The sequence below is a fragment of the Nocardia beijingensis NBRC 16342 genome (assembly GCF_001612785.1).
Lineage (GTDB): Bacteria > Actinomycetota > Actinomycetes > Mycobacteriales > Mycobacteriaceae > Nocardia > Nocardia beijingensis.
Map to the genome: position 1 here is coordinate 1 of NZ_BDBC01000043.1, position 21137 is coordinate 21137.

Sequence of the window (21137 nt, forward strand, 5' to 3'; positions counted from 1 at the left end):
CGTGCATGGCGCCCGAATCCGTTACTAAGTCGCAACTTTCGTGCAATCCGGCGCATCGCCACCCGTCGGCACGGCCGAGCGGGAACGGATGGGCCATCCGTAGCGTAGATTAAAAGCACTGCGCGACAGGATGATTCGGGCAATTTCGGCGACATACGGGCCGGTGTGTTCGGCAGGGTATGCGACGCCGATCGGGCCGACCGGCAAACGGCCGAAAGGTGATTCGGAAGCCTCAGGAGAGATACAGTACGGGCCGTGACTGAGCACCGATCGCCCATCGGCGGGGATCGCTCGCAGGACCTGGGAGTGCCGCGTTCGCTGGACCTCCGCTCCGCCGACTGGTCGAGTTCCGATGAGACCCTTGCCCGGCTGTTCCAACGTGTCGAGGCGTATGCCATGGACGCACGCGAGTGGTATTCGCGGGACGGTCTAACGAAGCGGCGGGCCAGCCTGGCCCTCACCGCGGCGCTGATCGTGCTCGGCCTACTCGGAATCCTGGTGCCTCTGCTGACCACCGCCGGAGTCGACGCCATCGACCCGAGCTGGGGATACATCCTGCTGGCCTGCGCCGCCGGAAGCCTGGCATGCGACCGGCTCTTCGGCGTCTCCACGGCGTGGATGCGCGACCTCCGCAGCGCGCAGTCGATCAACGCGATGCTCTGCGACTTCCAGCTCGAGTGGGCTTCCGTCTCACGCGCGCCCGCGAATTCGAACGGGGAGATCGACCGCAGGATGGGCCTGCTACGGGACTTCTCCTACCGGGTCAACGAAGTGATCGCACACGAAACCGACAGCTGGACAGGCCAATTGCAGCTGTCAGCGCAACCGCGGATGAGCAGAGTCGATCGCAGGTAACGCCGGGGAAGCGCCACCGCAGGCTCCGGAAGTCGGGTGTGCCCGGTTCAGAGCAGGGCGGCCAGTTCGTGCAAGGGATGGCCGATCGGTGGAGCGCACGCCAAACCGATCGGCCGGGCGCTCGGCGCGAACGAGTCCGTTTGCCGCTGCACGGTGCCGCCCGCTCCGCCGGGAGACCCCGGCGAGCTCACCGATCGGGTCGACCGGGTGGTCGGTCTCGAGGAGCAGCGCGGCAGAATAAGAACGTGTTCTAATTTATTCATGACTGTGCAGGGGCATGCCGACTCGGCCTTCGACGCGGTGCGCGAGATATTCGCGGCGAACCTGGCCGAGGGCAGGGATCTGGGCGGGGCGGTGGCGGTATATGTCGAGGGCCGCGCGGTGGTCGATCTGTGGGGCGGGGTGGCCGATCGCAAGTCCGGGCGAGCGTGGGAACGCGAGACCCCCTGTGTCGCGTTCTCCTGCACCAAGGCGCTGACCGCGACGGCGGCTCTGCGGGTGAGCGTGGAGACCGGGATCGGGGTGGAGGAGCCGGTGGCGCGTTGGTGGCCCGAGTTCGCGGTCGAGGGAAAGGAGCGCACCACACTGGCGGATCTGCTGGCACATCGGGCCGGGCTGCCCGCGTTCGACCGGGCGGTCACTGTGGCCGAAGCGGCCGATCCCGCGGCCATGGCGGCGCAGCTGGCCACCCAACGGCCGGTGTGGGAACCGGGCGCGGAGCACGGCTATCACGGGCTCACTTTCGGCTGGCTGGCCGGGGAATTCGTGCGCAGGCACACCGGCGGTTCGGTCGCCGACTACGTGCGCGAGCATTTCGGGCCGGAACTGTGCCTCGGTATTCCGGAGGTGACCCCGGCGCGCACTACTTTTCCTCGACGCTCGGGCGGCAGTTCCCGCACCTCCACCGAATGGACCGCGAACGACTCCGGGGACAGCGTCACCGCTCGCCTTGCCCGCGCCTATGCCGATCCCGGCTCGCTCGTCATGCGCGGCTCCACCAACCCGTCCGCCTCCTACTCCGATCCCGCCGTCCAGGCGGGTGGGTGGCCGGCCAGCGGCCTCATCACCACAGCCCGCGCGCTGGCCCGCTTCTACCGTGACCTCGGCGACGGCGCCTTGCTGCCGCGAAACGTCCTGCGGGAGGCCGCGGTCGAACAGGTGCGCGGCCCGGATCGGGTACTGATGCTGGAGAGCGCGTTCGGGCTCGGCTACATGCTGCCCTCGCAGACTCTGTTGCTGCCCGTGGCCGCGCGAGAAACCGCATTCGGTCATCCTGGTTCCGGTGGCTCGCTCGGACTCGCCGACCCCGAGCATGGTGTCGCCTTCGGTTTCATCCCCAACCTGCGCCGCGACGGGCTCGACGGTGACACCCGTGCCCACGACCTGGTCGCGGCCGTCTACGAGGCGCTGTAAGTTCCCATTTCGCGGCGGGACAAGGCGGGTGTCGGGGCGAACCAGGCTCGGCTTGATCGTGGTGGGCGACAATGCGGCGGCGATCGCGTTGTACCGCCGCAACGGCTACCGGTTGTCCTCGATGCACCTGGACAAGCAGCTGCGTTCCGAGTGACGTCGGTCCACCGACATCGGCGGCGACCTGGTGATTCGCTGTTCCGGGCGGTCTTCGCCGGCTCGCGTACTTAGACTCTCGGCATGACCGATCTCGCGGACTTCGCCCGGCTGATCGCCGGCGACCATGGACTCTGCGTCGTCTCCACGCTGCGAGCCGACAACACGATCCAGTCGTCTCTGGTCAACGCAGGCGTGTTGCCACACCCCGAGAGCGGGGCGAATGTGGTGGGTCTGGTGGTGCGCGGCGGTACGCGCAAGTTGGACAACCTGCGTGCCCGGCCGCGTGCGACGATCGTGGTGCGCGTCGGATGGGAATGGCTCGCGGCCGAGGGGCCCGTGTGGATCGTCGGCCCCGACGACCCGGCTCCAGGCATCGACGCCGAACGGTTGCGTCTTCTGCTGCGCGAAGTGTTCACCGCGGCCGGTGGCACGCACGAGGATTGGGACGAGTACGACCGGGTGATGGCCGCCGAGCGTCGGACGGTGGTGTTGGTCTCGCCGGATCGCGTCTACGGCAACGGCTGAACTCGCCGCGCTCCCTGGTGCTCGCCGTCAGGGCGCATCCAGCACGCTGGCCGGAACCCCATACGGCAGGAACCGCACGCGACGGCGCTCATCGGTGTTGTCGCGATGCGCGCGCAAGGCCTCGAGTTCGCTCGGGAAGACCTGGTCGACCCTGGCCTCGCCGCTGTCGTCGATACGGTAGATCACCCACACCCCGCTGCCGGTCTCACCGGTGATGTCGCCCTCCGGTTCCGGTGGACGCGTCCGCTGCGGTTGCACGAACTGGCCGAGCAGCGACGCCAGTGAACCGATGCTCGCGTGATCTACGCGATCCAGGTACACGCCTGCTTTGCCGAGCAGGTCGCGAAGCTCGGTTCCCGCCCCGCGTAGTGCGCGTTCGAAATCTTCCGGGTCGATGCCGAAAGGCCCGTTGTTTGGCATCGCATGTACTCCTGGGGATTGTCGAGTGATACGTCCCCAGTGTCCTCGGGAAATGCCGACTCCGCCACGTCGGCCCCGCCCGCCGTCGGCGTGCGGGCGATCCACCGGCGGGGGAGCGGCCGCGGTGACATCTCGGCGCTTCGCCGGAGGAGCATCCGCGCAGCGCCGATCCGGCGGGCAGTCTCGCTGCTCGGGGCCGCGGCCTGCCCTGGATCCGGATCACGCCGATCAGTAGGGATCCATCGGCGGGGCGTGCTGGTTAGCGTGGCTGCGTGGATCTGAATCTGGACGGCAAGCGTGCGATCGTGACCGGTGGCAGCAAAGGTATCGGTTATGCGGTCGCTCGGGGTCTGGCGAACGAGGGTGTCGATGTGGTGATCGCGGCGCGGACATCCGAACCGCTCGAGGCCGCCGCGCGCACGCTGACGCGGGAAACGGGGCGGCGGGTGATCGCGGTCGCGACCGATACCGGTGACGATGACCAAGTGCGCGCGCTGGTCGAACGCACCGTCGCGGAACTGGGCGGCGTCGATATCTTGGTGAACTCCGCCGCCACCCCTTGGAGTGCGGGCGCGAGCAGCGATCTGGCGGGGACGGATGACGAGACCGTGCGGCGCGAGATCGAGATCAAGGTTCTCGGATATCTGCGCACCGCCCGCGCTGTGGCGCCGCACCTGGTCGAACAGCGGTGGGGGAGGATCATCAACATCAGCGGCCTCGGTGCGCGGCAAGCGAATTCGATCGCGCAGACCATCCGGAACATCAGTGTGTCCGCGCTGACCAAGAACCTGGCCGACGAACTCGGCCCGTCGGGTGTCAATGTCACGGTGGTTCATCCCGGTCTGACCAGAACCGAACGTCTCACGGACCGTCTGACCGCCGATGCCGAGAAATCCGGACGCGCGATCGCCGACCTCGAGGCCGAGATCGCGCGCAACACCCTGCGGCGGGTCATCGATGCGAGTGAAGTCGCCGATGTGGTCACCTTCCTCGCCTCCCCGCGCAGCGTCGCCATCACCGGCGACGCCGTCGCGGCGGGCGGAGGAGTCCCCGGTCCGGTCTTCTACTGAGCGCGCGAGTCGGCTCGGCCTGCTGATGCGGCGGGCGACGGTGAGTAGTCGTCGACGGTCATGGAGTTGTAGAAGCGCGCGCTCTCGGTGGTGAGGCGGAGCAGGGCACGGCCGGGCCCCGCGGGCAGGGCGGAGAGCAGGCGGGCGCCCTGGACCAGTCCTGTGACGCCGAGGCGGGAGGCCGGGATGAGGGTCTTCGCCGCGCTGAGCGCGACCGCTCGGCTGCCGCGCACGTGCTCGGCCATCGCGTGCTCGTAGGCGGGGAAGGCGCGCTCGTGGTCACCGCCCGCCCGCGCCAGTTCTCCGGCGAGGACGTACGCGCCGACGACGGCCAGGGTGGTGCTGCCGCCGACGGCAGGGCCGGGGCAGTAGCCGGCGTCTCCGACGAGCGTCACCCGGCCCCGCGACCAGGTGTCCATGCAGAGCTGGGTGATCGAGTCGAAGTAGAACGCCGGGGTGCGGTCGAGTTCGCCCAGCCAGCGGTCCACGTCGGCGTGCATGCCGCCGAACGCGCCGCGCAGCAATTCCTTCTGCCGGGGCACGTCGCGGTGGTGGTAGTCGAGTTCGCGCTCGCTGCGGAACAGGAACAGCGCGCGGGCCGCACCGAGGTGCCGCGCGCTGTACATGCCCGCGGTGCGGCCGACGCCCACGTGGATGCGGACCTCGCCGTCGAGGCCGGAGGTCTCGGGCAGGCTCAGCACTCCGAGGTAGGCACCGGTCCAGGCGCTGAAGCCGGACTCGTCGCCGAAGACCAAGCGGCGCACGGTGGAGTGCAGTCCGTCCGCGCCGATGACGAGATCGAAGCGGCGCGGTTCGGCGCTTTCGAACCGCACTTCGCCGTGCGGGGAGATCGCGGTGATCGAGTCGCCGAACAGATACTCGACCTCGCTGGAGGCCGCGTCGTAGTAGATCTCGCTCAGGTCGTCGCGCATGATCTCGACGTGCCGGTCGGAGGCCGCGCCGAAGACCTTGACGAGGTCCACCCGCACCGGACGCCGTGCACCCTCCCGATGAAGAGTCATCCGGTTGGTGCCGGTGGCCCGCTCCTGCACGCGCGGGAGCACGCCCATCCGCTGCGAGATGTCCAGCGCGGGCCGGAACAGATCGACCGCGTGGCCGCCGGTCTTGCGCAGAGCAGGGGCGCGCTCCACGACGGTGACGGAGAATCCGTGCCTGGTGAGCCAGTACGCCAGCACCGGACCGGCGATGCTGGCGCCGGAGATGAGTATTCGCATGAGTACGCCTCCCTGGTGAGGCCACCACCTTGCCGGGCGAGCGGGAGATACGTCTTGAAGAAATGTCAGCGTCCGCGGCAGTGCCATAGATCCGCCAATAGATCTGAAGGGGGAGCCGCTGTGGATCCTCGCCCGCGGTTATGGCGTCCTGGGTGTGCAATCCGACACAGAACGAGCAACTGTTGATCTGGCTCACTCGGATGCGCACCAACGCGTGGGTCCTTTCCTCGAGCGAGGACTGGCCGATCGTGCGGTGGGCCGCCTCGATCGCAGGTAGGAACGCCTGGAACGGCGGATTGCGGCGATAGGCGAGCGGGTGCGCAGCGGAAGCCATGAGAGAAGGAGGCGCTATAGATCTAAATATATCATCAGCGGGTGATCCGATCGCACGCTCATGCGAAAACCTAAGGTACACGACGTAATAGCGACTCGACCGACGTGGCTGCGACTGTTTCGGGATCGATCGGGCCGCCCGGCCGCCCGTCAGGAAGCCGACGCATAGGGGATTCGAAATGGCTTCCGGCGGAACGGAATCGCGCCACCGCTGTACAGACGGGCTTCTCTCTGTTAGCAAGGAGGGACGGGTCTGTCTTGAAGATGCAGGGTGGTCCGATATCTAGCGCGCTACGCGCGAAACGAATCGAGTGCCAGATGAGCACAGAATTGCACGGCCTCGGCGGCGGCGCCGCATCGTCCTCGGACGGGTGGAAGAACGGTCTCTCCGGGCTGAACGCAACCCTCGAACACCGCGGCGACGCGACCGTCGTCCGCGTCCACGGTGAGGTCGACGCCTACACCCTGCCCGCGTGGCGGCGACTGCTGGACGAGGCGGCAGCGGCCGCCACGGCGCCGGGACCGATGGTGATCGACACCAGCGGCCTCGGCTTCATGTCCTGCCGCTCGCTGGTGACCTTGGCCGAGGAAGCCGAGGCGTGGCTGCGCCGCGGCATTCGGGTGCGGGTGGTCGGCGACCGACTGGTCGTGGGCCGCGTCGTCGCCGTCCTCGACCTCCATATGCTGCGGCCCGTTCACTCCCGCCTCGAGGACGCGCTGGCGGATCCGCCGCCGAGCGGGCGATTCCACGGAAACGGACCGCGGGCGTCGTTGCGGGGCCACGCCGGGACAGCGGAGCGAAATCCGCTCTGAGCCGCGTTTCGCACGGCCGGGGTTCCGCTAGGCGGAGCCCCGGCCGTGCGGCGCATCGAGGCTTGACCGGCCGGAACCGGTGGCGGAAGTGCGGCTGCCCGAGGGCGTGGAAGCCAGGGATCTGTCCGGAACCTGATCCGTTCGGGCGCCACGGTGGCTAGGCCGGTTCGGCGGATCGGATCGCCGCCTCGAGCGTGCGCAATGCCGCGGTGAGCACAGCGCGTTCGTCGGCGGGAAGCCGGTCGGTGAAAGCGGTCTCGTGCTCGAGCAGGGCGGGGACGACTCGTTCGATGTGCCGATGGCCGTCCGGCGTCAGCGTGACCAGCACGCCGCGCCGGGTGGCCGAGGTGGGTTCGCGGAGGATCAGCCCGGCCGCCTCCGCGCGGGCGAGGCGCTGGGAGATGGCGCCTGCGGTGACGAGGCTGCGGGCGGCGATCTGGCGGGTGGTCAGCTGGTAGGGCGGGCCGGATCGGCGCAGGGTGCTGAGCAGGTCGAGGGTCGATTCGTCGATGCCGAGGCGCTGGAGAGTGCGCTGGCGCTCGTCGGTGAGGAGCTTGGCGACTCGCCACAGTGGTGTGAGGATTTCGATCGACTCGACCCGCGCGCCGGGCAGTTCGCGCCGCCAGGCGGAGGCTATCTGTGTGGGCGACGGTATCGCGTCGTGTGCTTCGTGCGTCATTGCCGGAATTCGCTCCCCTCGGTACATTTAGTGCTAAATATAGCGAGAGGAGACGTGCATGCGTGGAACGGTCGTCGTCACCGGTGCCAGCGGCGGAATCGGCCGCCGGGTGGCCCAGCGGTTCGCCGCAAGTGGGGCGGACGTGGTGATCACCGGGCGTTCGCGGGAACGGGTCGAGCGGACGGCGCACGAGCTCGGAGTGCGTGGGATCGTCTGTGACGCGGCGGTTCCGTCGGAGGTGGAACGGTTCGCCGAGTCGGTCGGGCCCGAAGTCGATGTACTGGTGAACATGGCCGGGGGAAACACCGATCTCGCCGCGGGAGGCGCCGATCCGGCATCGCTGGCGGAGGTGGCCGAGCAATGGAGGGCGAACCTGTCGGCGAATCTCCTGAGCGCGGTCCTGACGACCTCGGCGCTGCGGGAGCGGCTGCGACCCGGCGGAGCGGTGATCAACGTCGGCTCGATCGGCGCGGAGTACGCCGCGGGGTCCTACGGCGCCGCGAAGGCGGCGCTGGCGGCATGGTCGGCCGGCCTGTCGGCGCAGCTGGCGCCCAGCGGTGTCACGGTGAACACGGTCGCGCCCGGCTACATCGAGAACACCGACTTCTTCCAGGGGCAGCTCAGCGAACAGCGACGCACCTCGTTGATCGACTCCACCCACGACAAGCGCGCGGGTGATCCGGACGACGTCGCCGGGCTGATCGAGTTCCTGGCCTCGCCGCACGCCCGGCACATCACGGGCCAGACGATCCACGTCAACGGCGGCGCGCACACGACGAGATGAAAGCCGGTTGCGTTCGCGCTGATCGCAATCCTGTCGGTAGGCCCGCGGCCTGCGGTTGAATCCGGTATCACCTCCGTCCGTCGTCCGCAGTGGTGTCGCAACATTTCGGCTCGAATGGTGTGAACGGCACCGGACCGGGGACGGGCACGGCTTCAGACGAGGAGCACCACATGACAGCGCAGGCCGCCGCGGCAACTCCGACCGACGCCTTCGTGGCCGACTGGCAGGACTGGCACCGCGGGCAAGAGGCGCGCCTGGCCGACCCGCACGGTTTCCTGGCCATCACGAATCTGCACTGGCTTTCGGAGACGCCGCAGCGATTCCCCGACGCGCCGGGCGCCTGGTCCACCGGCGCCGAAGGAGTCACGGTGGTTCTCGATGACGGCGACGAACTGGTGGTCGACGGGAGGTCCGTGCGCGGCAGGCATGTGTTCGGGGTCATCCGGGAACGCGGTGGGGTGAACGCCTTTTGGGGTGACGCGGTGATCGAGGTCGCCAAGCGCGGCGGGCACGACATCGTTCGCCCACGACACCCGGGCAACTCGCTGCGCACGGCCTTTCGCGGCACGCCCGCATACCCGCCCCATCCCCGGTGGGTGGTCACCGGGCGGTATGTCGCCTTCCAGCAGCCGCGGCCGACCACGGTCGGCGCCGCTGTCGAAGGCCTGGAACATGTCTACGAGGCGCCGGGCCAGGTGGAGTTCGAGCTGGACGGGCGGCCGCTGCGCCTGACCGCTTTCCCCGGCAAAGACCCGGGCGGCCTGACCGTGCTCTTCACCGACGAGACCTCCGGCGTCACGACTTACGCCGCCAACCGAGTGCTGCAACTGGCGCCGCCGGAGGCCGACGGATCGGTGCTGCTCGACTTCAACCGGGCCGCGAACCTGCCCTGCGCCTACACCGATCTGGCGACCTGCCCGTTGCCGCCCGCGGAGAACCGGCTCCCGATCGCGATCGAAGCCGGTGAGAAGCTGCCGTACGAACGCGGCGGAACCCGATGAGCGACACGACGCCACGGATCAGGACCTTGTCGTTCCTGACACCGGGCAACTATCCCGATGAGGACCCGTACTCGGGGCTCGAGGACACACTGCGGCTGTTCGAGTACGGCGAAAGTCTCGGGTACGACGGTGCGTGGATCCGGCAGCGTCATCTCGAGCACGGCGTCGGGTCGGCGGCGGTGTTCTTGGCCGCCGCCGGTCAGCGCACCAGCCGAATCGAGCTGGGCGCGGCCGTGATTCCCATCGGTTACGAAAGCCCGTTCCGGCTGGCCGAGGATCTCTCGCTGGCGGATGTGCTGTCGCGCGGCCGGTTGCAGGCCGGATTCAGCGCGGGCACGCCGCCGCACGCCGACTTGATCGGCGACCTGGTCTTCGACGGGGACTGGCGGACCTACGATCTGTCCTACGGGCGGATCGCCCGGCTGATCGACAACCTGCGTGGCGACTACCTCGGGGCTGCCGACACGGTGATCCACTCGCCGGGCAACACCCAGCGGCCCCGGCTGCAGCCGCACAATCCCGGTTTGATCGACCGGCTCTGGTACGGCGGCGCCAGTGGCCGTTCGGTCCGCTGGGCGGGAGAGAACGGGCTGAATCTGCTGACGGGGAACATCGTGTTCGGCGAGCGCAGCGATGATTTCGCCACTACTCAGACCAGCCTGATCGGCGAGTATCGTCGACTGGTCGATCCGGCCAGGCCCGCCCGGGTAGCGGTGGGGCGGGTAATCGTCCCGTTCGACAGCGCCGACCGCGCCACTCGCGAGCGGTACCGGCAATACGCGGCGAGCAGGTACGAGCGCACCCTCGCGCCACAGGGAGAGCGGCGCGTCTTGTTCGCCCCGGATCTGGTCGGGCCCGCCGAGGAGATCGTCGATCGACTGCGCGCCGATCCGGTGCTCGCGCAGACCTCGGAGTTGCGGCTGGAACTGCCCTACGAGTTCCATCGCGCCGACTACGAGCAGATTCTGCACGACACCGTGGCGTTGATCGCCCCCGCCCTGGGGCGTCGGTCCACGACCGGAGTCGAGCACGAGACCGGTGAGGTGGCCGCGCCCGCTTGATCCGCGCGCCGCTGGGCTCGCCGCGGTCACCGATCGACGCGACGGTGGCCGCTGATCCAGGTATCGGTGAATCGCGCTTCCACGGCGAGCATGTCGAGGAGCCGGGCGACGACCGCGCCCTCGATCTTCCTGCCGAACAACGGGATGCCGACCTCGGCCGAACCGTCTACGACCGCCACCGCGGCGGCGTCGGACTCGGTGAGCCGGACGGTGCCGCTCACCCGCGCGGGCACACCCTCGACGCGAGCGTCGAAGGTGCCGCCTTCGCGGGTGTAGCTCTCGGTGCGGGTGACGACCAGGCCCTCCGGTCGCACCGCCGTGACGATGCCGGGCAACTCCGCCGCGATGGTCTGTGCCATGCGCACGTGCACACGGTCGTCGGCGGCGTCGAACGCGACGAGCACTCCGCCGACCTCATCGACCCGGTCTTTCCAGTACTGCTCGTCGAACAGCACCGCGCGGAGCGCCTCCGCCGCATGGGCGTAGGTGGCCGTGTACGCCAAAGGGGTCGCCATAGCGGCCCACGCTACCTGTCGCGCGGTGCCACGGAGTCGATGAATCGCCGCGCCTTCGCGCCGGGATGCGCTGAATCATCCTGCGGAAGAGCATGTTCGACCTCGGCGCACCATGCTCGCATATCCGCTGCGGCATGCCGTGTCCAATCCGTCAACCGAGCCGCCTTGCCCATTCGCGACGAATGTGGCCGCCCTCGGCCAGTCAGCGCCCGGCGTCTAACGCCGCAGGTAGCCCGCGGCGGTGATCGCCTGCCGGTAGGTGTGGTCGGATGGTCCCGCTGGAGCGCGGACTCGGAGACAACCGGCGCGGGCGGTCTCGACCAACTGTGGGCGACTCTGCGGCGCCGACCGTGGGAGGAGCTCATGGCGCGCGAGCGCCCGCCTAGCCGGGCGAAAACTCGAGGCGGTCTCTCCACAGCCGCCGACACGGTCGCGCTCCGGGACGGCTTTGGATTCGGTGATAGTAACCGTGTTTGTCACTATCACCAGACCATCGGCGCGGAGCCAACATCAGATCGGGCAACCGCCCGCCGCGCCCGGGGGCGGCGCGAAGGAGTCCAGCGCGAACCTGCGGTGATAGCGGACCAGCTTCTCGTATTGCAGGCGGTTGTAGGCCAGTGGTAGCAGCAGCAGGCGATCCGGCAGCAGCCGCCATGCCGCCTGCAGCAGCCGGACGTAGACCGCGAACTCGCGGTGGTGGCGCTGCTTCAGTTCGAAGCCGACCATGCGGCGCACGCCGGGGTGCATGACCTCGGCCGAGCACACCTGGATCACGTGACCGGCGAGCGGACGCAGCAGCAGCCACAACGGCATGAGTACGGTGCGCGCGAGCGGCGGCAGCCCGAGGGTCGGCAACGGCAGTCGGGTCAGGCCCGCGAACTGCTCGACCAGGAACGGGTTCGCCGCCAGCTCCCGCTCCACCATCGCGTCGTAGTATTCCGTCGCCGACGCCAGGTCCGGGGGCAGCTTGCCCGACCGCGCGGCCAGTTCCAGCCCGGAAAACCCTTCGCGCAGCAGCTGATAGGCGGCTTCCTTCTCCTCCGGCCGCAGCACCGTCCCGGTGCAGTGGGTGAAGGTGTTCAGCGCGACGAACATCCCGCTGACCCCCACCCAGATCCACGTCTGCGGATTCAGAGCGCTGTAGCGGACGTCCCGGTAGTCGCCGCGACCCCGGCCGTGCACGTCCCGGTGGCGCTGCTTGAGCCACTCGGCCTCGGCCAGCCGGTCGGCCGGATCGCCCCACATCGCCAGCAGCGCGGAGAAACCCGAACGCACGCCCCGGTCGGCGAAGTTCGCGGCGAAGCGACCCGTGCGGTCCACGGCGGCGGCGACGGGGACCAGCGCGACCTGATCGAAGGCGGCGCCGGCGAAGACACCCGACAGCACACTGCCGGTGTGTTTGCGGAACTCGGCGATGACCTCGGGGCGCACCCGATCGGACGGCGGCGCGGCGGTGGCGGGCTCGGAAACAACGGGCAGCTCTGCGTTCGTTGCCATGGGTCACCTCTGAACTACGGGTGATAGTGACATACCGTCAAGACTATCATTTCGGGAGTGGTACGACGAGATCCGCTGCGACGGGGCGGTGGAAGAGCCGATGGTGGTGGCGAGGTGACGCGAACGATGCGCGGTAGGCTCACGCCGATGAGGGCGCAGCGAAACGATTCGAGCAAGCCCGAGGCGAGCACCCGGCGGGACAAGGCCGCGGGAGACGTCGGACCGGTCGGCCCGCACGCCTCCGTGCGCCCGCAGGGACGCGGCGGTGAACAGGCGGTCGCGGAGTTCCTGAACGCGGTGGGCGACGCGTGGGCCGATCTCACCGCGCTGGACACCCGATCCCGCCGCATCGTCGAGGCCGCGCGGGACTGCTTCGCCGAGGTGGGTTTCGAGGAGACGACGATGGTCCGTATCGCCGAGCAGGCCGGCGTCGGCGTCGCCACCGTCTATCGGCGTTTCGGCACCAAATCGGCGCTGGTTCGCTATGCCCTCATGGCCGAATCGCAACGTGTCGGGATCATCGTGGCCGAGGCGGTGCAGCGCTCGGCGGGGCCGGTGAGCGCGCTGGCGGAGATGTTCTCCGCGTTCGTGAGCGAGGCGAAGGCCCCGCGGTTGCTGACGCGCAGCCTTCGTGTCTCGTCCGCGGCAGGCGAACTCACCCGCTTCCTCACCGGTGACGAATTCATCGAGCAGGGAAGGGCTCTGGTCGCGCGCTTCATCGTGCACTGGCAGAAACGCGGCGAATTGGGTGTCTTCGACGCCGAGGTGGTCGCCGAGCTATTCGTCCGCCTGACCATGTCGTTCATCTCGAATCCGCACGGCGCGCTGCCGCTGGCCGACACCGCGGCGGCGAAAGAGTTCGCCCGGCGTTTCCTCGCACCCTTGCTGTTCCCGCATCCCGGCGGCGGGTAGCCGCTTCCGGCAGCGGCTACTGCTTGGGACGCACGCGATACGCCGCGGATTTCAGCTCGCGCTGCTTCATCCGCTCGATGCACCGGTGGTGCTTCCTGGCGTGGTAGGCGATGGGGAAGTAGGTGAGCCGCTCGGGAAGCACCCGGTAGGCGAGGCGGATGACCGCGTAGATCCGTTCGAGTTGCCGTTGCTCCTGCTGGCTCCATTCCACCCCGACCATGGCCCGCAGGCGCGGATCGAGCAGCCCCACGATCGAGAGATAGTTGAACCGCAGCAGGGGACGAGCCAGCCCACGCGCCAGAGAGCGGACTGGGAAGGGCAGCGCCCGCAGTTGCTCGCTGTCCCCGGAGCGCAGGTCGGCGAACTGTTGCCGGACGTCGTCGGTGGCGCAGAGGACATCGGACACCATGTGCTCGTAATAGGCGTCGAATTCCGCCCTGGTTTTCGGATAGCCCTTCATCGGCACGCGCAGGATCCGCGCGATGCGGATGTTGTCGGCGAGCAGATCGTCCAGTTCCGTCGCGGTGAACTCACGACCGACCAGCAAAGGCCCCGCCTTCGCGGTGGTGACGTAGGCGGTCGCGATCACCCATTGGTACGCCTCGGGGTTGAGCGCGCTGATATGCCTGCCGTCCGCGTTGCGCATGGTCAGCGGTTCGTGCAGCGAACGCAGCCGTTTGCCCTCGTCGATGGCCTCCATGCCGCCGTAGGTCCAGCGCAACACCGAGTCGACCGAGCGGATGGCGCGGCCGAGCGGATCGGTGCGTGCGACGGAATACCGGTCGACGACATCGCGGATCACCGGGTGCAGCCCCTGCATCGCGAACGCCGCCCCCTCGACCACCAGATAGGTCCAATGACCGACCATTTCGGCGGTCATGGAATCCGGCGACACGAGTTCGATGGGTTCTCCATCGACCGTCACCACCCTTGCGGCGGCCGCACCGGGCATCGCGGTCCCGATCGTGGTTGTGGAATCACGAGAGGCTCTGGTCATCATCTTCTCCTGTCTCAGGGACTGCGAAAGCGGTGCCCGATTCATCGGGGTGGTGGTGCGGGTGCCGGTGCGGGCAGATCGGGGGTCACGCCACCGACGTCGGTGATGGTCCAGTCGGCCGCGCGGTTGAGCGTGACGGTGTAGGCGGCGGTGGCGGTGACGCCCTCGGGGGTCTGTCTGCTGCGCGAATTCATGTCGACGAACACCTGGACCACGTACAGATCACCGTCACGGCGCGAGACTTTCGCGGCGAGCAGTTTCGCGGTCGCGGTGTATTCCATCTGCGACAACCACGGCCCGACGACGTCGACGGCCGCCGAGAGTTTCGGCGCGAGTTGCTGACTCACGCCGCTCTGCAAGGCTTTGCGCCATCCCTCGATATCGCCCGCGCGTACCTGCGAGACGTCGAGCGCGTACGACGAGGCGGCCTTTTCGGCGGCGGCGTCCACTGCCAGCTGCGCGCGCAACGACGCCAGTTCGTCATCGGAACCGGCGCTGAGCCGCCCGGCCGCGAAAGCCGCCGCGGCCACGACGACGGCGGCGACCACAGCGGCGGTCGGGCGCGCCCATCGTCGGAGTGCGCGTATCCCGGGCACGCGCCCGAATCGTCGTCGTGCGGGTTCGCTGGAAGGGTCCGCCGTCGCATCGTCGGCGGCAGCGCGGTCGCTCTGGGATGTCGTGGCGTCCGGCGTCCGGGGGCTCCGGTCCGTGGTGCTCATCGTTCTCCTTCGTCTGCTCGCGGTGTCCGGAGGGTGATCCGCAGGCGATCGCCTGGCAGTGCGCTGAGGGCGCGGTCGAGCAGGGTCGCCACGTCGACCGCCCCGAGCGCGGGCCCGGCGGCCGAGGTCACGGGCCGCAGCGCCACTCCGAGCGCGCCGAGTTCGGGTGCGAGACGGCGCAGGAAGTCGACGAATCGCTGTTCCTCTTCCCGCCACGAGCCGAGCACTTCACGGCCGCGCAGCAGGGCCGACCCCTCGAACAGGTACTGGTAGGACACGCCGAGCGTCGCACCGAACCGGTCGAGCTGCGGCGGCGCGGCGGTCAGCGCGGGCCGCACCCAGTCGGAATCGGGCAGGAGGCGCAGCAGATCGCGCAACAGCGCTTCCAGGGACGGCTCGTGCCGCGCGAGCGTGACCGCGAGCAGTCCGGCGGCTCGCTCGAGCGCCGGAGCCACCTGCGGGGCGTGCTCGACCGCCGCGGCGAACGTATCCACCAACCGGCTGATCGCGGCCGCATCGGCCTGGTCGAGCAGCCGCGCCGAAGCCGCGAGCAATTCCGGCACGGTGGCGGGCGTGTCGACCGAGCCGGCGAGCTCGTCGCCGTCGCGCAGGTAGCCTGCGCGGCCCGGCTCGCCCGGCAGGAAGGCGAAGACCGGTTCGCCCAGCGCGGAGAGGTTCTCGATCTTCATCACGCTGTTCACCGGGACCGGGCGGGCACGGTCGTAGGACAGCCGGAGCCGGACACCTCCTGGCACACTGCGCACCTCGTCGACGGCGCCGATGTCCACGCCGCGGTAGACGACGGCCGAGCCGGGCCGCAGGCCCGCGGCGTGGTCCATCCGGACCGTGACATGGTCGCGCGCGGCCATCGGCTCGACGTCGAGGACGTCGAGCGCCAGATAGCCACTGCCGAGCACGGTGACCACGGCGAGCGCCACGCCGGACAGCCACGCGGGAATCCTGGTCACGGCAGGACTCCGATCAGGCGGAGCAGGATCAGCGCGTCCACATCGCGGTCGCGGCTGCCCGCGAGTCCGATCCGGCGCAGATCCAGCGCCGGATTCCCCAGGAACGGAACCACCTTGCCGGACAGCAATTCCGACAGCAGCGCGCCGTTGCCGGTCCAGACGGCGGCATCGGGTGACGGGTCCCGCAACAGCACCGCCGTTCGCTCCAGCGCATCGTTGAGGTGGGGCAGCCGGGGGATGAGCCAGTCCAGCCCGGTGGTGAGCGTGTTGACGTCGATCACGACGTTGAGCACCGCGGTCATGAATTCGGGGACACGGCCGAGCCGCCGCGCCGCCGTTTCCGAGAAGAGGAATCCGACCTCCTCGCGCATCTGGTGCAGTCGCCGTGTCACTTGTTCGGTGGCGGTGACGATCCGGTCGATGTCGCCGATGCCGTCGGCCGCCGCGCCCAGATCGGTGGCTATGCGGCCCGCCAGTTCCCTGGTCTCGGCCGGATCGGCGGGGAGTGCGCGGTCGAGCTGTTCGACGGCGTCCTGCATCCTGGCGGCGCTGCCGCCGTTGACGAACGCGGCCATCCGCTCGAGAATCTGTTCGATCTGCGGGCCGGTGTCGGTGTCGCGCAACGCAATGGTGTCCCCGTCGCGCAGCTGGCCCGCGGCGTTGCCGGGCGGCGGCAGCAGTGCGAGGTAGATATCGCCGAGGACGGTGTTCTGCCGCAATTCGGCGCGCGTCCCGACGGGCAGGCGCACGTCCGAACGCACGTCGATGTGCGCGACCGCGGCATGGGGGAGGAGATCGATCGAGCGCAGCCGGCCCACATCGGCGCCGTTGCTGCTGACCCGGGCGCCCGCGGGCAGGCTCAGCACCGACTCGAACTCCACCGCGAGGCCATAGGTGGGTCCGTCGACGCCGGTGCCGGGCAGAGCATGGTCGCTGGGGTCGAAACCGCAACCGCAGGCGGTGAGCAGCACGGTGCCGATGCTCGCGAACAGCAGCCGCGGACCACGCGGCCGTCGCCACCCGTTCATCGGGCGCCTCCTACGGTCGCGAGGACGGCCAGCGGTACCGGCAGCCGGACCGCGTTCGCCGAAAGCGCCTGGCAGGTAGGCGGATCCGGCACGGAGGCGCACAGCGCCGTCGCATCGGCCGCGCCGAGAACGACCTCGGGAGGGCGATAGTCGAAGCTGAGGCCGGAACCGTCTTCGATCATGCCGCGCAACATGGTGACGACCCCCGGTATGGCCGCGAGCAGATCACGGGATTCCTCGGCCCTGGTACGGGCGAGCGTGACGATCGGGACGGAGGATTCGAGGATCTCCATCAGGTAGGGAAAGTGGTGGTTGAACAGCCGGTCGAGCGGGCCGATCGCCGCCGCGAGCTTGCCGACCAGGATCTTGACGATCACCAGTGTGCGTTCGAGCAGTTCCAGGCCGGGCCCGAAGGTGATCAGCGAGGTCTTGATATCGCTCCATTCCGCGGCGACGAACCGGCTCAGCTCGGCGGAGTTGTCCAGCAGTCGGCCGAGTTGAGCCAGGAACGTGTCCGGCGTGGCCAGCAGGTCGGACAGCTGCCGCAGCTGCTGGTCGAGCGCGGGACCGAGCCCGCGCAGTTCGCGGTCGGTGCCGTCGAGCAGGGCCCGCAACGGCGTCGCGCCGTCCGGCCCGGGGCGGGTGAGATCGTCGAGGAGGCCGGTGAAGGAGCCGAGCGCGTCGGAGACGCTCACCGGCGTCGCCGTGCGGTCGGGCGGGATGCAGTGGTCCGCGGGCAGCGCCGGTCCGTCCCGCGGCGGCGTGTCCACCAGTTCTACGCGACGGTCGGTGAGTATCGAGGAATTCACCACCACGGCCCGTACGCGAGCCGAGAGCGGGCGCTCGTCGATACTCATCTCCACCCGGACGTGTCGGTGGTCGGGCACGAGGGCACGCACTTTCCCGACCGCGACACCGCGGATCGTCACCGGTGCGTCCGGATAGAGCCCGAAAGTGTCGTCGAACAAGGCGCACACCGCACGGGTATGGCGTTCGGCGTCGTGGATCGCCGCGCCGGCCACCGCGGTCACCGCCACGGCGGTCGCGATCAGGATCGCCGGTCCCCGGCGTCGTCCGCTCGGCATCGACCACATGATCAGCACCCCGCTCCCGGCACCGGCAGGCAGACGTCGGGGCGGCGCACGGTGAGGCCGCTCTGATCGATGAGCGCTCGGCCCTCCGGTCCCGCCAGTCCGGCGAGTTCTTCCATCGTGTGCGTCATCGCCGCGATGACGGCGTCCGTCGAGCTCAGCAGTTCGCGGCTCAGTTCGCGGCTCTGCTCGAGCGGGAAGAACAGCGGTTCGAGTTTCTCGGCGTAGGGACCGGCGAGGAAGTCGAACAGCAGCCCGACCACGGCGGTCACTTTGTCGGCGAAGATCTCGACCTTGGACCGGGCCGCCACGATCTGCGGTCCGAGCACGGCGTAGGCGCGGATCACCTCGGTGGCCAGCATCTCGTTGTCCCGCGCGGTCGCCAGGTATTCGTCGGACAGTGCCAGCAGCCCCTGCACCTGTTCCTTCTGCTCGGCCAGCGCGCCGACCACCGCACCGAGCGAGGACACCGCCTGGCGAACCGTGCCGGGAGCGTCGGTGAGCGCGCGCGCCGCGGCGTCGAGCGTCTTGCGCAGCGACTCGGTGTCGATCCGGTCGGTCACCCTGACCGTTTCCGGGATCAGCTCGTTCACCAGGAACGGCAGGTGCGCGCGTTCCATCGGAATGGGTGCGCGCAGCGGCTGTGCACCGGCGGGCAGCAGTGCCAGGTACAGCCCGCCCACCGGGGTGAGCATGCGCACGTCCACGGCGGTACGGTCACCGAGACGTTGATCGGATCGCACGATGAATTCGACGTCGACGTGATCTTCGCCGAGGCGGATGGACAGCACCCGGCCCACCTTCACGCCGGCTATCCGCACGCTGTCGCCGGTGGTCAAGCCCCCCGTTTCCGGCAAGTGCAGCCGATAGGTCGCGTAGTCCGGCGGGCGGAGATACAGCACGCCCACCGTGGTGAAAGCCAAGGTGACAGCGATGACGCTGAACAGCGCCCACATCAATTGCGCTCGGGGGGAGGGGGTTTCCGGGCCCAGTGAAACGACGGTGCGCGCCGGGATCAATCGCATCACCGACTCCCTTCGCAAACGGTCAAGGGGCGGCCGTGCAGCAGCACGGCCGCCGTGACCGGCAGCGCGACCGTGCCGTTCGCGCAGTGCCGGGACGGCTCGGAGCGCGGGATCAGCGCGTTGAGCGCTTCCAGCAGGCCGGGCAGAGCCGACAGCGCGCGCACGGCGGCGGTGGTGTCGGGGATGGCTTGGTGGATGCGTTCGGTGAGCGCGTCGGAGCTGTCGCGGGCCCCGAGCAGCAGCCGCGCGAGTGCCTCGGCGGTGCGGACGATCTCGGTCATCTCGACCGAACCCTTGTCCATCAGGCTCAGGAACTCCTCCATCCGGCTGGCGACCGGCATGAAGATGGAGTGGAAGACGCGCAGGATGTTCTCCAGATTGGCCGAGCGCCCGCGCAGCCGCTGCGACAGCGCGTCGAGATTCGCCACGATGGTCGTGATGACGGTCGTGCGGTCCTCGGCATAGGCGGTCAGCGTGGCGAGATCGCGCAGCAGCGGGGCCATGTCGCCGCCGCTGCCCTCGACCAACGCGACGAGGTGGGCGGCGAACCTGTTGTACACCTGGGGATCGGCCTCACGCAGCAGCGGCCGCAACCCGTTGAAGACGGTGGTGATGTCGAACGAGTCGACCGTGTCGACCACCGGCCGGGCCGGGTCGAGGAACGGTCCTTGCCCCTCGCCGACGGTGACCGCCAGATACCGCTGGCCGGTGAGATTCTGGAATCGGATGGCGATGCGGTCGGTGCTGCGCAGCCGGTACCGCGACAGCAGGGTGAAGCGGACGCTGGCGCGATGATCGGAAGTCAGCTCGATGCCGGTCACCTTGCCGACCTGCACACCGCGCAGGCGCACATCGGCGTTCTGCTGCAGTCCGAAGACGTCGCCGAATTCGGCGTGGTAGTCGGTCGTCTCGCCGCCGACCGGCCGGTGGATCGCCTGCACGACCACGGTGATCACGGCGATCACGACCAGCAGCAACAGCAGCAGGCGCACGGCGGCGGCTCGTGGTGTCCTCATCGCGGCGCACCGCCCATCGCCTGGACCGGGAAGCGGAACGCGGGCACCGCCGCGATGAGCACTTCGACGTCGAGCACCACCCGATCGTCGCGGCGGTGCAGCGCCCCGTCGATGCCGGTGGCGAGGTCGTGCAGCTGTCCCGGCGTGACGCCCCGCATCGCCCGATCGAGCGGAATCACCAGGTCCAGCAGCATGTCCACCGCCTGCGAGGTCGGGCCGAGCGCGCCGACCAGCTGACCGGCGAAGGCGAACACGAGGTTGGAGACTTCGGAGATGGTGTCGGAGGCCTGGCGGGTGCGCAGTTCGTCGTCGAGTTCGGTGACCGACGCGAGGGCCGTGAGGATGCTCAGCGCCGAGGGCGTGAACGCGCCGACCCCTTCGGCGACATCCGCCGATTGGCGCAGCAGGTCGGCGAGCGGGCCGGGCCGCGCACGCTGCCAGGTGCGCGCGAGCAGCAGGGCCGAGGTGAGCATCGGAGCCACCGCGTCGGTCAGGCGCGCCGCGTTCTCCAGCGACGTCGTCATACGGGAGGTCAGCACGTCGGCCACCGCGCGGCCGGAGTCGCGCAGGATCCGCGTCACGGTGAAGTTGTCGACTCGATCGCCGAGATCGAGCGTCCCGCCCGCGGCGATCGGGGCGCCGCCCGGCATCGGGACCAGTTCCAGCGCGGTCGATCCGAAGACGTTGGCGGAGACGAACCGGGTTTGCATGGTCGTCGACAACTCGGACAGCCGCGGCGCCGCGACGCCGACTCGCACCCGCTGCCGGTCGGGGCCGATCGGCTCGATCGCCTCCACCGAGCCGATCGTCATGCCGCGCAGCCGGACCGGCGTATGCGTGCCGACGCCGTCGCCGATGCCGGTCATCACAAGGTCGAAACCGGCCAGGTCCGCACGGGCGGGCTCCGTGGTGCGCCACACGGCCACGGCGAGCACGGCCAGTGCGGCGAGCAGCGCCAGCCCGCGCAAGCGCAGACCGGCGGGGCCGGGACCACGAACCGAGAATTGCGCCGCGCGACTCATGA

23 protein-coding genes and 1 pseudogene are annotated in these 21137 nt (G+C 69.3%); 10 read left to right on the forward strand and 14 right to left on the reverse strand.

The features are described 5' to 3' along the window. Positions 1 to 255: 255 nt before the first annotated feature. The 4 genes from NB3_RS22800 to NB3_RS22810 all read left to right on the forward strand — a co-directional run bounded on the left by NB3_RS22800 (position 256) and on the right by NB3_RS22810 (position 2949). Entirely contained in the window at positions 256 to 855 is a 600-nt protein-coding gene (locus tag NB3_RS22800; RefSeq protein ID WP_067807099.1) for an SLATT domain-containing protein, read from the forward strand. A gap of 261 nt (positions 856 to 1116) precedes the next feature. After that, complete coding sequence (locus tag NB3_RS22805) at positions 1117 to 2268, forward strand: serine hydrolase domain-containing protein (protein WP_067807102.1); 1152 nt, start codon at positions 1117 to 1119, stop codon at positions 2266 to 2268. 28 nt (positions 2269 to 2296) lie between these two features. Then, on the forward strand, positions 2297 to 2422 hold the full coding sequence (locus NB3_RS36610) for an N-acetyltransferase (protein WP_280516597.1): 126 nt from the start codon (positions 2297 to 2299) through the stop codon (positions 2420 to 2422). Between the two features lie 83 nt (positions 2423 to 2505). Further along, on the forward strand, positions 2506 to 2949 hold the full coding sequence (locus NB3_RS22810) for a TIGR03618 family F420-dependent PPOX class oxidoreductase (RefSeq protein WP_067807105.1): 444 nt from the start codon (positions 2506 to 2508) through the stop codon (positions 2947 to 2949). A gap of 27 nt (positions 2950 to 2976) precedes the next feature. Here the strand turns inward: NB3_RS22810 and NB3_RS22815 are convergent, their stop codons facing one another. After that, positions 2977 to 3369, reverse strand: coding sequence for an Rv0313 family protein (locus NB3_RS22815; protein WP_067807108.1), 393 nt, complete (start codon positions 3367 to 3369; stop codon positions 2977 to 2979). 272 nt (positions 3370 to 3641) lie between these two features. On the opposite strand from NB3_RS22815, the gene NB3_RS22820 reads away from it, so the two are divergent. After that, on the forward strand, positions 3642 to 4439 hold the full coding sequence (locus NB3_RS22820) for an SDR family NAD(P)-dependent oxidoreductase (protein WP_067807111.1): 798 nt from the start codon (positions 3642 to 3644) through the stop codon (positions 4437 to 4439). Here NB3_RS22820 and NB3_RS22825 read toward each other — a convergent pair. Then, positions 4433 to 5674, reverse strand: coding sequence for an FAD-dependent monooxygenase (locus NB3_RS22825; protein ID WP_067807114.1), 1242 nt, complete (start codon positions 5672 to 5674; stop codon positions 4433 to 4435). The two genes, NB3_RS22820 and NB3_RS22825, sit on opposite strands and share 7 nt — an antisense overlap. 100 nt (positions 5675 to 5774) lie before the next feature. Continuing rightward, a pseudogene (locus tag NB3_RS34420) lies at positions 5775 to 6008 on the reverse strand (carboxymuconolactone decarboxylase family protein); the annotation flags it as partial. A gap of 317 nt (positions 6009 to 6325) precedes the next feature. Between NB3_RS34420 and NB3_RS22830 the strand changes: the two are divergent. Then, complete coding sequence (locus NB3_RS22830; RefSeq protein WP_067807118.1) at positions 6326 to 6820, forward strand: anti-sigma factor antagonist; 495 nt, start codon at positions 6326 to 6328, stop codon at positions 6818 to 6820. A gap of 157 nt (positions 6821 to 6977) precedes the next feature. On the opposite strand, the gene NB3_RS22835 is transcribed toward NB3_RS22830, so the two are convergent. Next, positions 6978 to 7499, reverse strand: coding sequence for a MarR family winged helix-turn-helix transcriptional regulator (locus tag NB3_RS22835; protein WP_067807120.1), 522 nt, complete (start codon positions 7497 to 7499; stop codon positions 6978 to 6980). A 58-nt stretch (positions 7500 to 7557) separates the two neighbouring features. On the opposite strand from NB3_RS22835, the gene NB3_RS22840 reads away from it, so the two are divergent. From NB3_RS22840 to NB3_RS22850, 3 genes are all read left to right on the forward strand, one after another. Next, complete coding sequence (locus tag NB3_RS22840) at positions 7558 to 8283, forward strand: SDR family NAD(P)-dependent oxidoreductase (RefSeq protein ID WP_067807124.1); 726 nt, start codon at positions 7558 to 7560, stop codon at positions 8281 to 8283. A gap of 170 nt (positions 8284 to 8453) precedes the next feature. Then, complete coding sequence (locus NB3_RS22845; RefSeq protein WP_067807301.1) at positions 8454 to 9284, forward strand: DUF1684 domain-containing protein; 831 nt, start codon at positions 8454 to 8456, stop codon at positions 9282 to 9284. Next, positions 9281 to 10345: an LLM class flavin-dependent oxidoreductase gene (locus NB3_RS22850; protein ID WP_067807127.1), complete on the forward strand. Its 1065-nt coding sequence runs from the start codon at positions 9281 to 9283 to the stop codon at positions 10343 to 10345. Before NB3_RS22845 ends, NB3_RS22850 begins: the two co-directional genes overlap by 4 nt. A gap of 26 nt (positions 10346 to 10371) precedes the next feature. On the opposite strand, the gene NB3_RS22855 is transcribed toward NB3_RS22850, so the two are convergent. Continuing rightward, positions 10372 to 10860: a DUF2505 domain-containing protein gene (locus tag NB3_RS22855; protein WP_067807130.1), complete on the reverse strand. Its 489-nt coding sequence runs from the start codon at positions 10858 to 10860 to the stop codon at positions 10372 to 10374. A 510-nt stretch (positions 10861 to 11370) separates the two neighbouring features. Then, positions 11371 to 12357 carry an oxygenase MpaB family protein gene (locus NB3_RS22860; RefSeq protein ID WP_067807133.1) on the reverse strand — a complete coding sequence of 329 codons (987 nt, stop codon included), beginning with the start codon at positions 12355 to 12357 and terminating at the stop codon, positions 11371 to 11373. 147 nt (positions 12358 to 12504) lie between these two features. On the opposite strand from NB3_RS22860, the gene NB3_RS22865 reads away from it, so the two are divergent. Continuing rightward, positions 12505 to 13269 (forward strand): TetR/AcrR family transcriptional regulator, encoded by a 765-nt coding sequence (locus tag NB3_RS22865; RefSeq protein ID WP_084823583.1) that lies wholly within the window; start codon positions 12505 to 12507, stop codon positions 13267 to 13269. A 16-nt stretch (positions 13270 to 13285) separates the two neighbouring features. Here the strand turns inward: NB3_RS22865 and NB3_RS22870 are convergent, their stop codons facing one another. From NB3_RS22870 to NB3_RS22905, 8 genes are all read right to left on the reverse strand, one after another. After that, positions 13286 to 14221 (reverse strand): oxygenase MpaB family protein, encoded by a 936-nt coding sequence (locus NB3_RS22870; protein ID WP_067807136.1) that lies wholly within the window; start codon positions 14219 to 14221, stop codon positions 13286 to 13288. Between the two features lie 86 nt (positions 14222 to 14307). Continuing rightward, complete coding sequence (locus NB3_RS22875) at positions 14308 to 14985, reverse strand: hypothetical protein (RefSeq protein ID WP_157111963.1); 678 nt, start codon at positions 14983 to 14985, stop codon at positions 14308 to 14310. Then, positions 14982 to 15953, reverse strand: coding sequence for an MlaD family protein (locus tag NB3_RS22880; protein WP_067807142.1), 972 nt, complete (start codon positions 15951 to 15953; stop codon positions 14982 to 14984). The genes NB3_RS22875 and NB3_RS22880 overlap by 4 nt, the downstream gene beginning before the upstream one ends. Then, on the reverse strand, positions 15950 to 16981 hold the full coding sequence (locus tag NB3_RS22885) for an MlaD family protein (protein WP_067807145.1): 1032 nt from the start codon (positions 16979 to 16981) through the stop codon (positions 15950 to 15952). Before NB3_RS22885 ends, NB3_RS22880 begins: the two co-directional genes overlap by 4 nt. Beyond that, entirely contained in the window at positions 16978 to 18066 is a 1089-nt protein-coding gene (locus NB3_RS22890) for an MlaD family protein (protein WP_169810736.1), read from the reverse strand. The genes NB3_RS22885 and NB3_RS22890 overlap by 4 nt, the downstream gene beginning before the upstream one ends. 11 nt (positions 18067 to 18077) lie before the next feature. Further along, on the reverse strand, positions 18078 to 19097 hold the full coding sequence (locus NB3_RS22895; RefSeq protein WP_067807152.1) for an MlaD family protein: 1020 nt from the start codon (positions 19095 to 19097) through the stop codon (positions 18078 to 18080). Then, entirely contained in the window at positions 19097 to 20113 is a 1017-nt protein-coding gene (locus NB3_RS22900; RefSeq protein WP_067807155.1) for an MlaD family protein, read from the reverse strand. The genes NB3_RS22895 and NB3_RS22900 overlap by 1 nt, the downstream gene beginning before the upstream one ends. Continuing rightward, entirely contained in the window at positions 20110 to 21135 is a 1026-nt protein-coding gene (locus NB3_RS22905; protein WP_067807157.1) for an MlaD family protein, read from the reverse strand. The genes NB3_RS22900 and NB3_RS22905 overlap by 4 nt, the downstream gene beginning before the upstream one ends. Between the last annotated feature and the right edge of the window lie 2 nt (positions 21136 to 21137).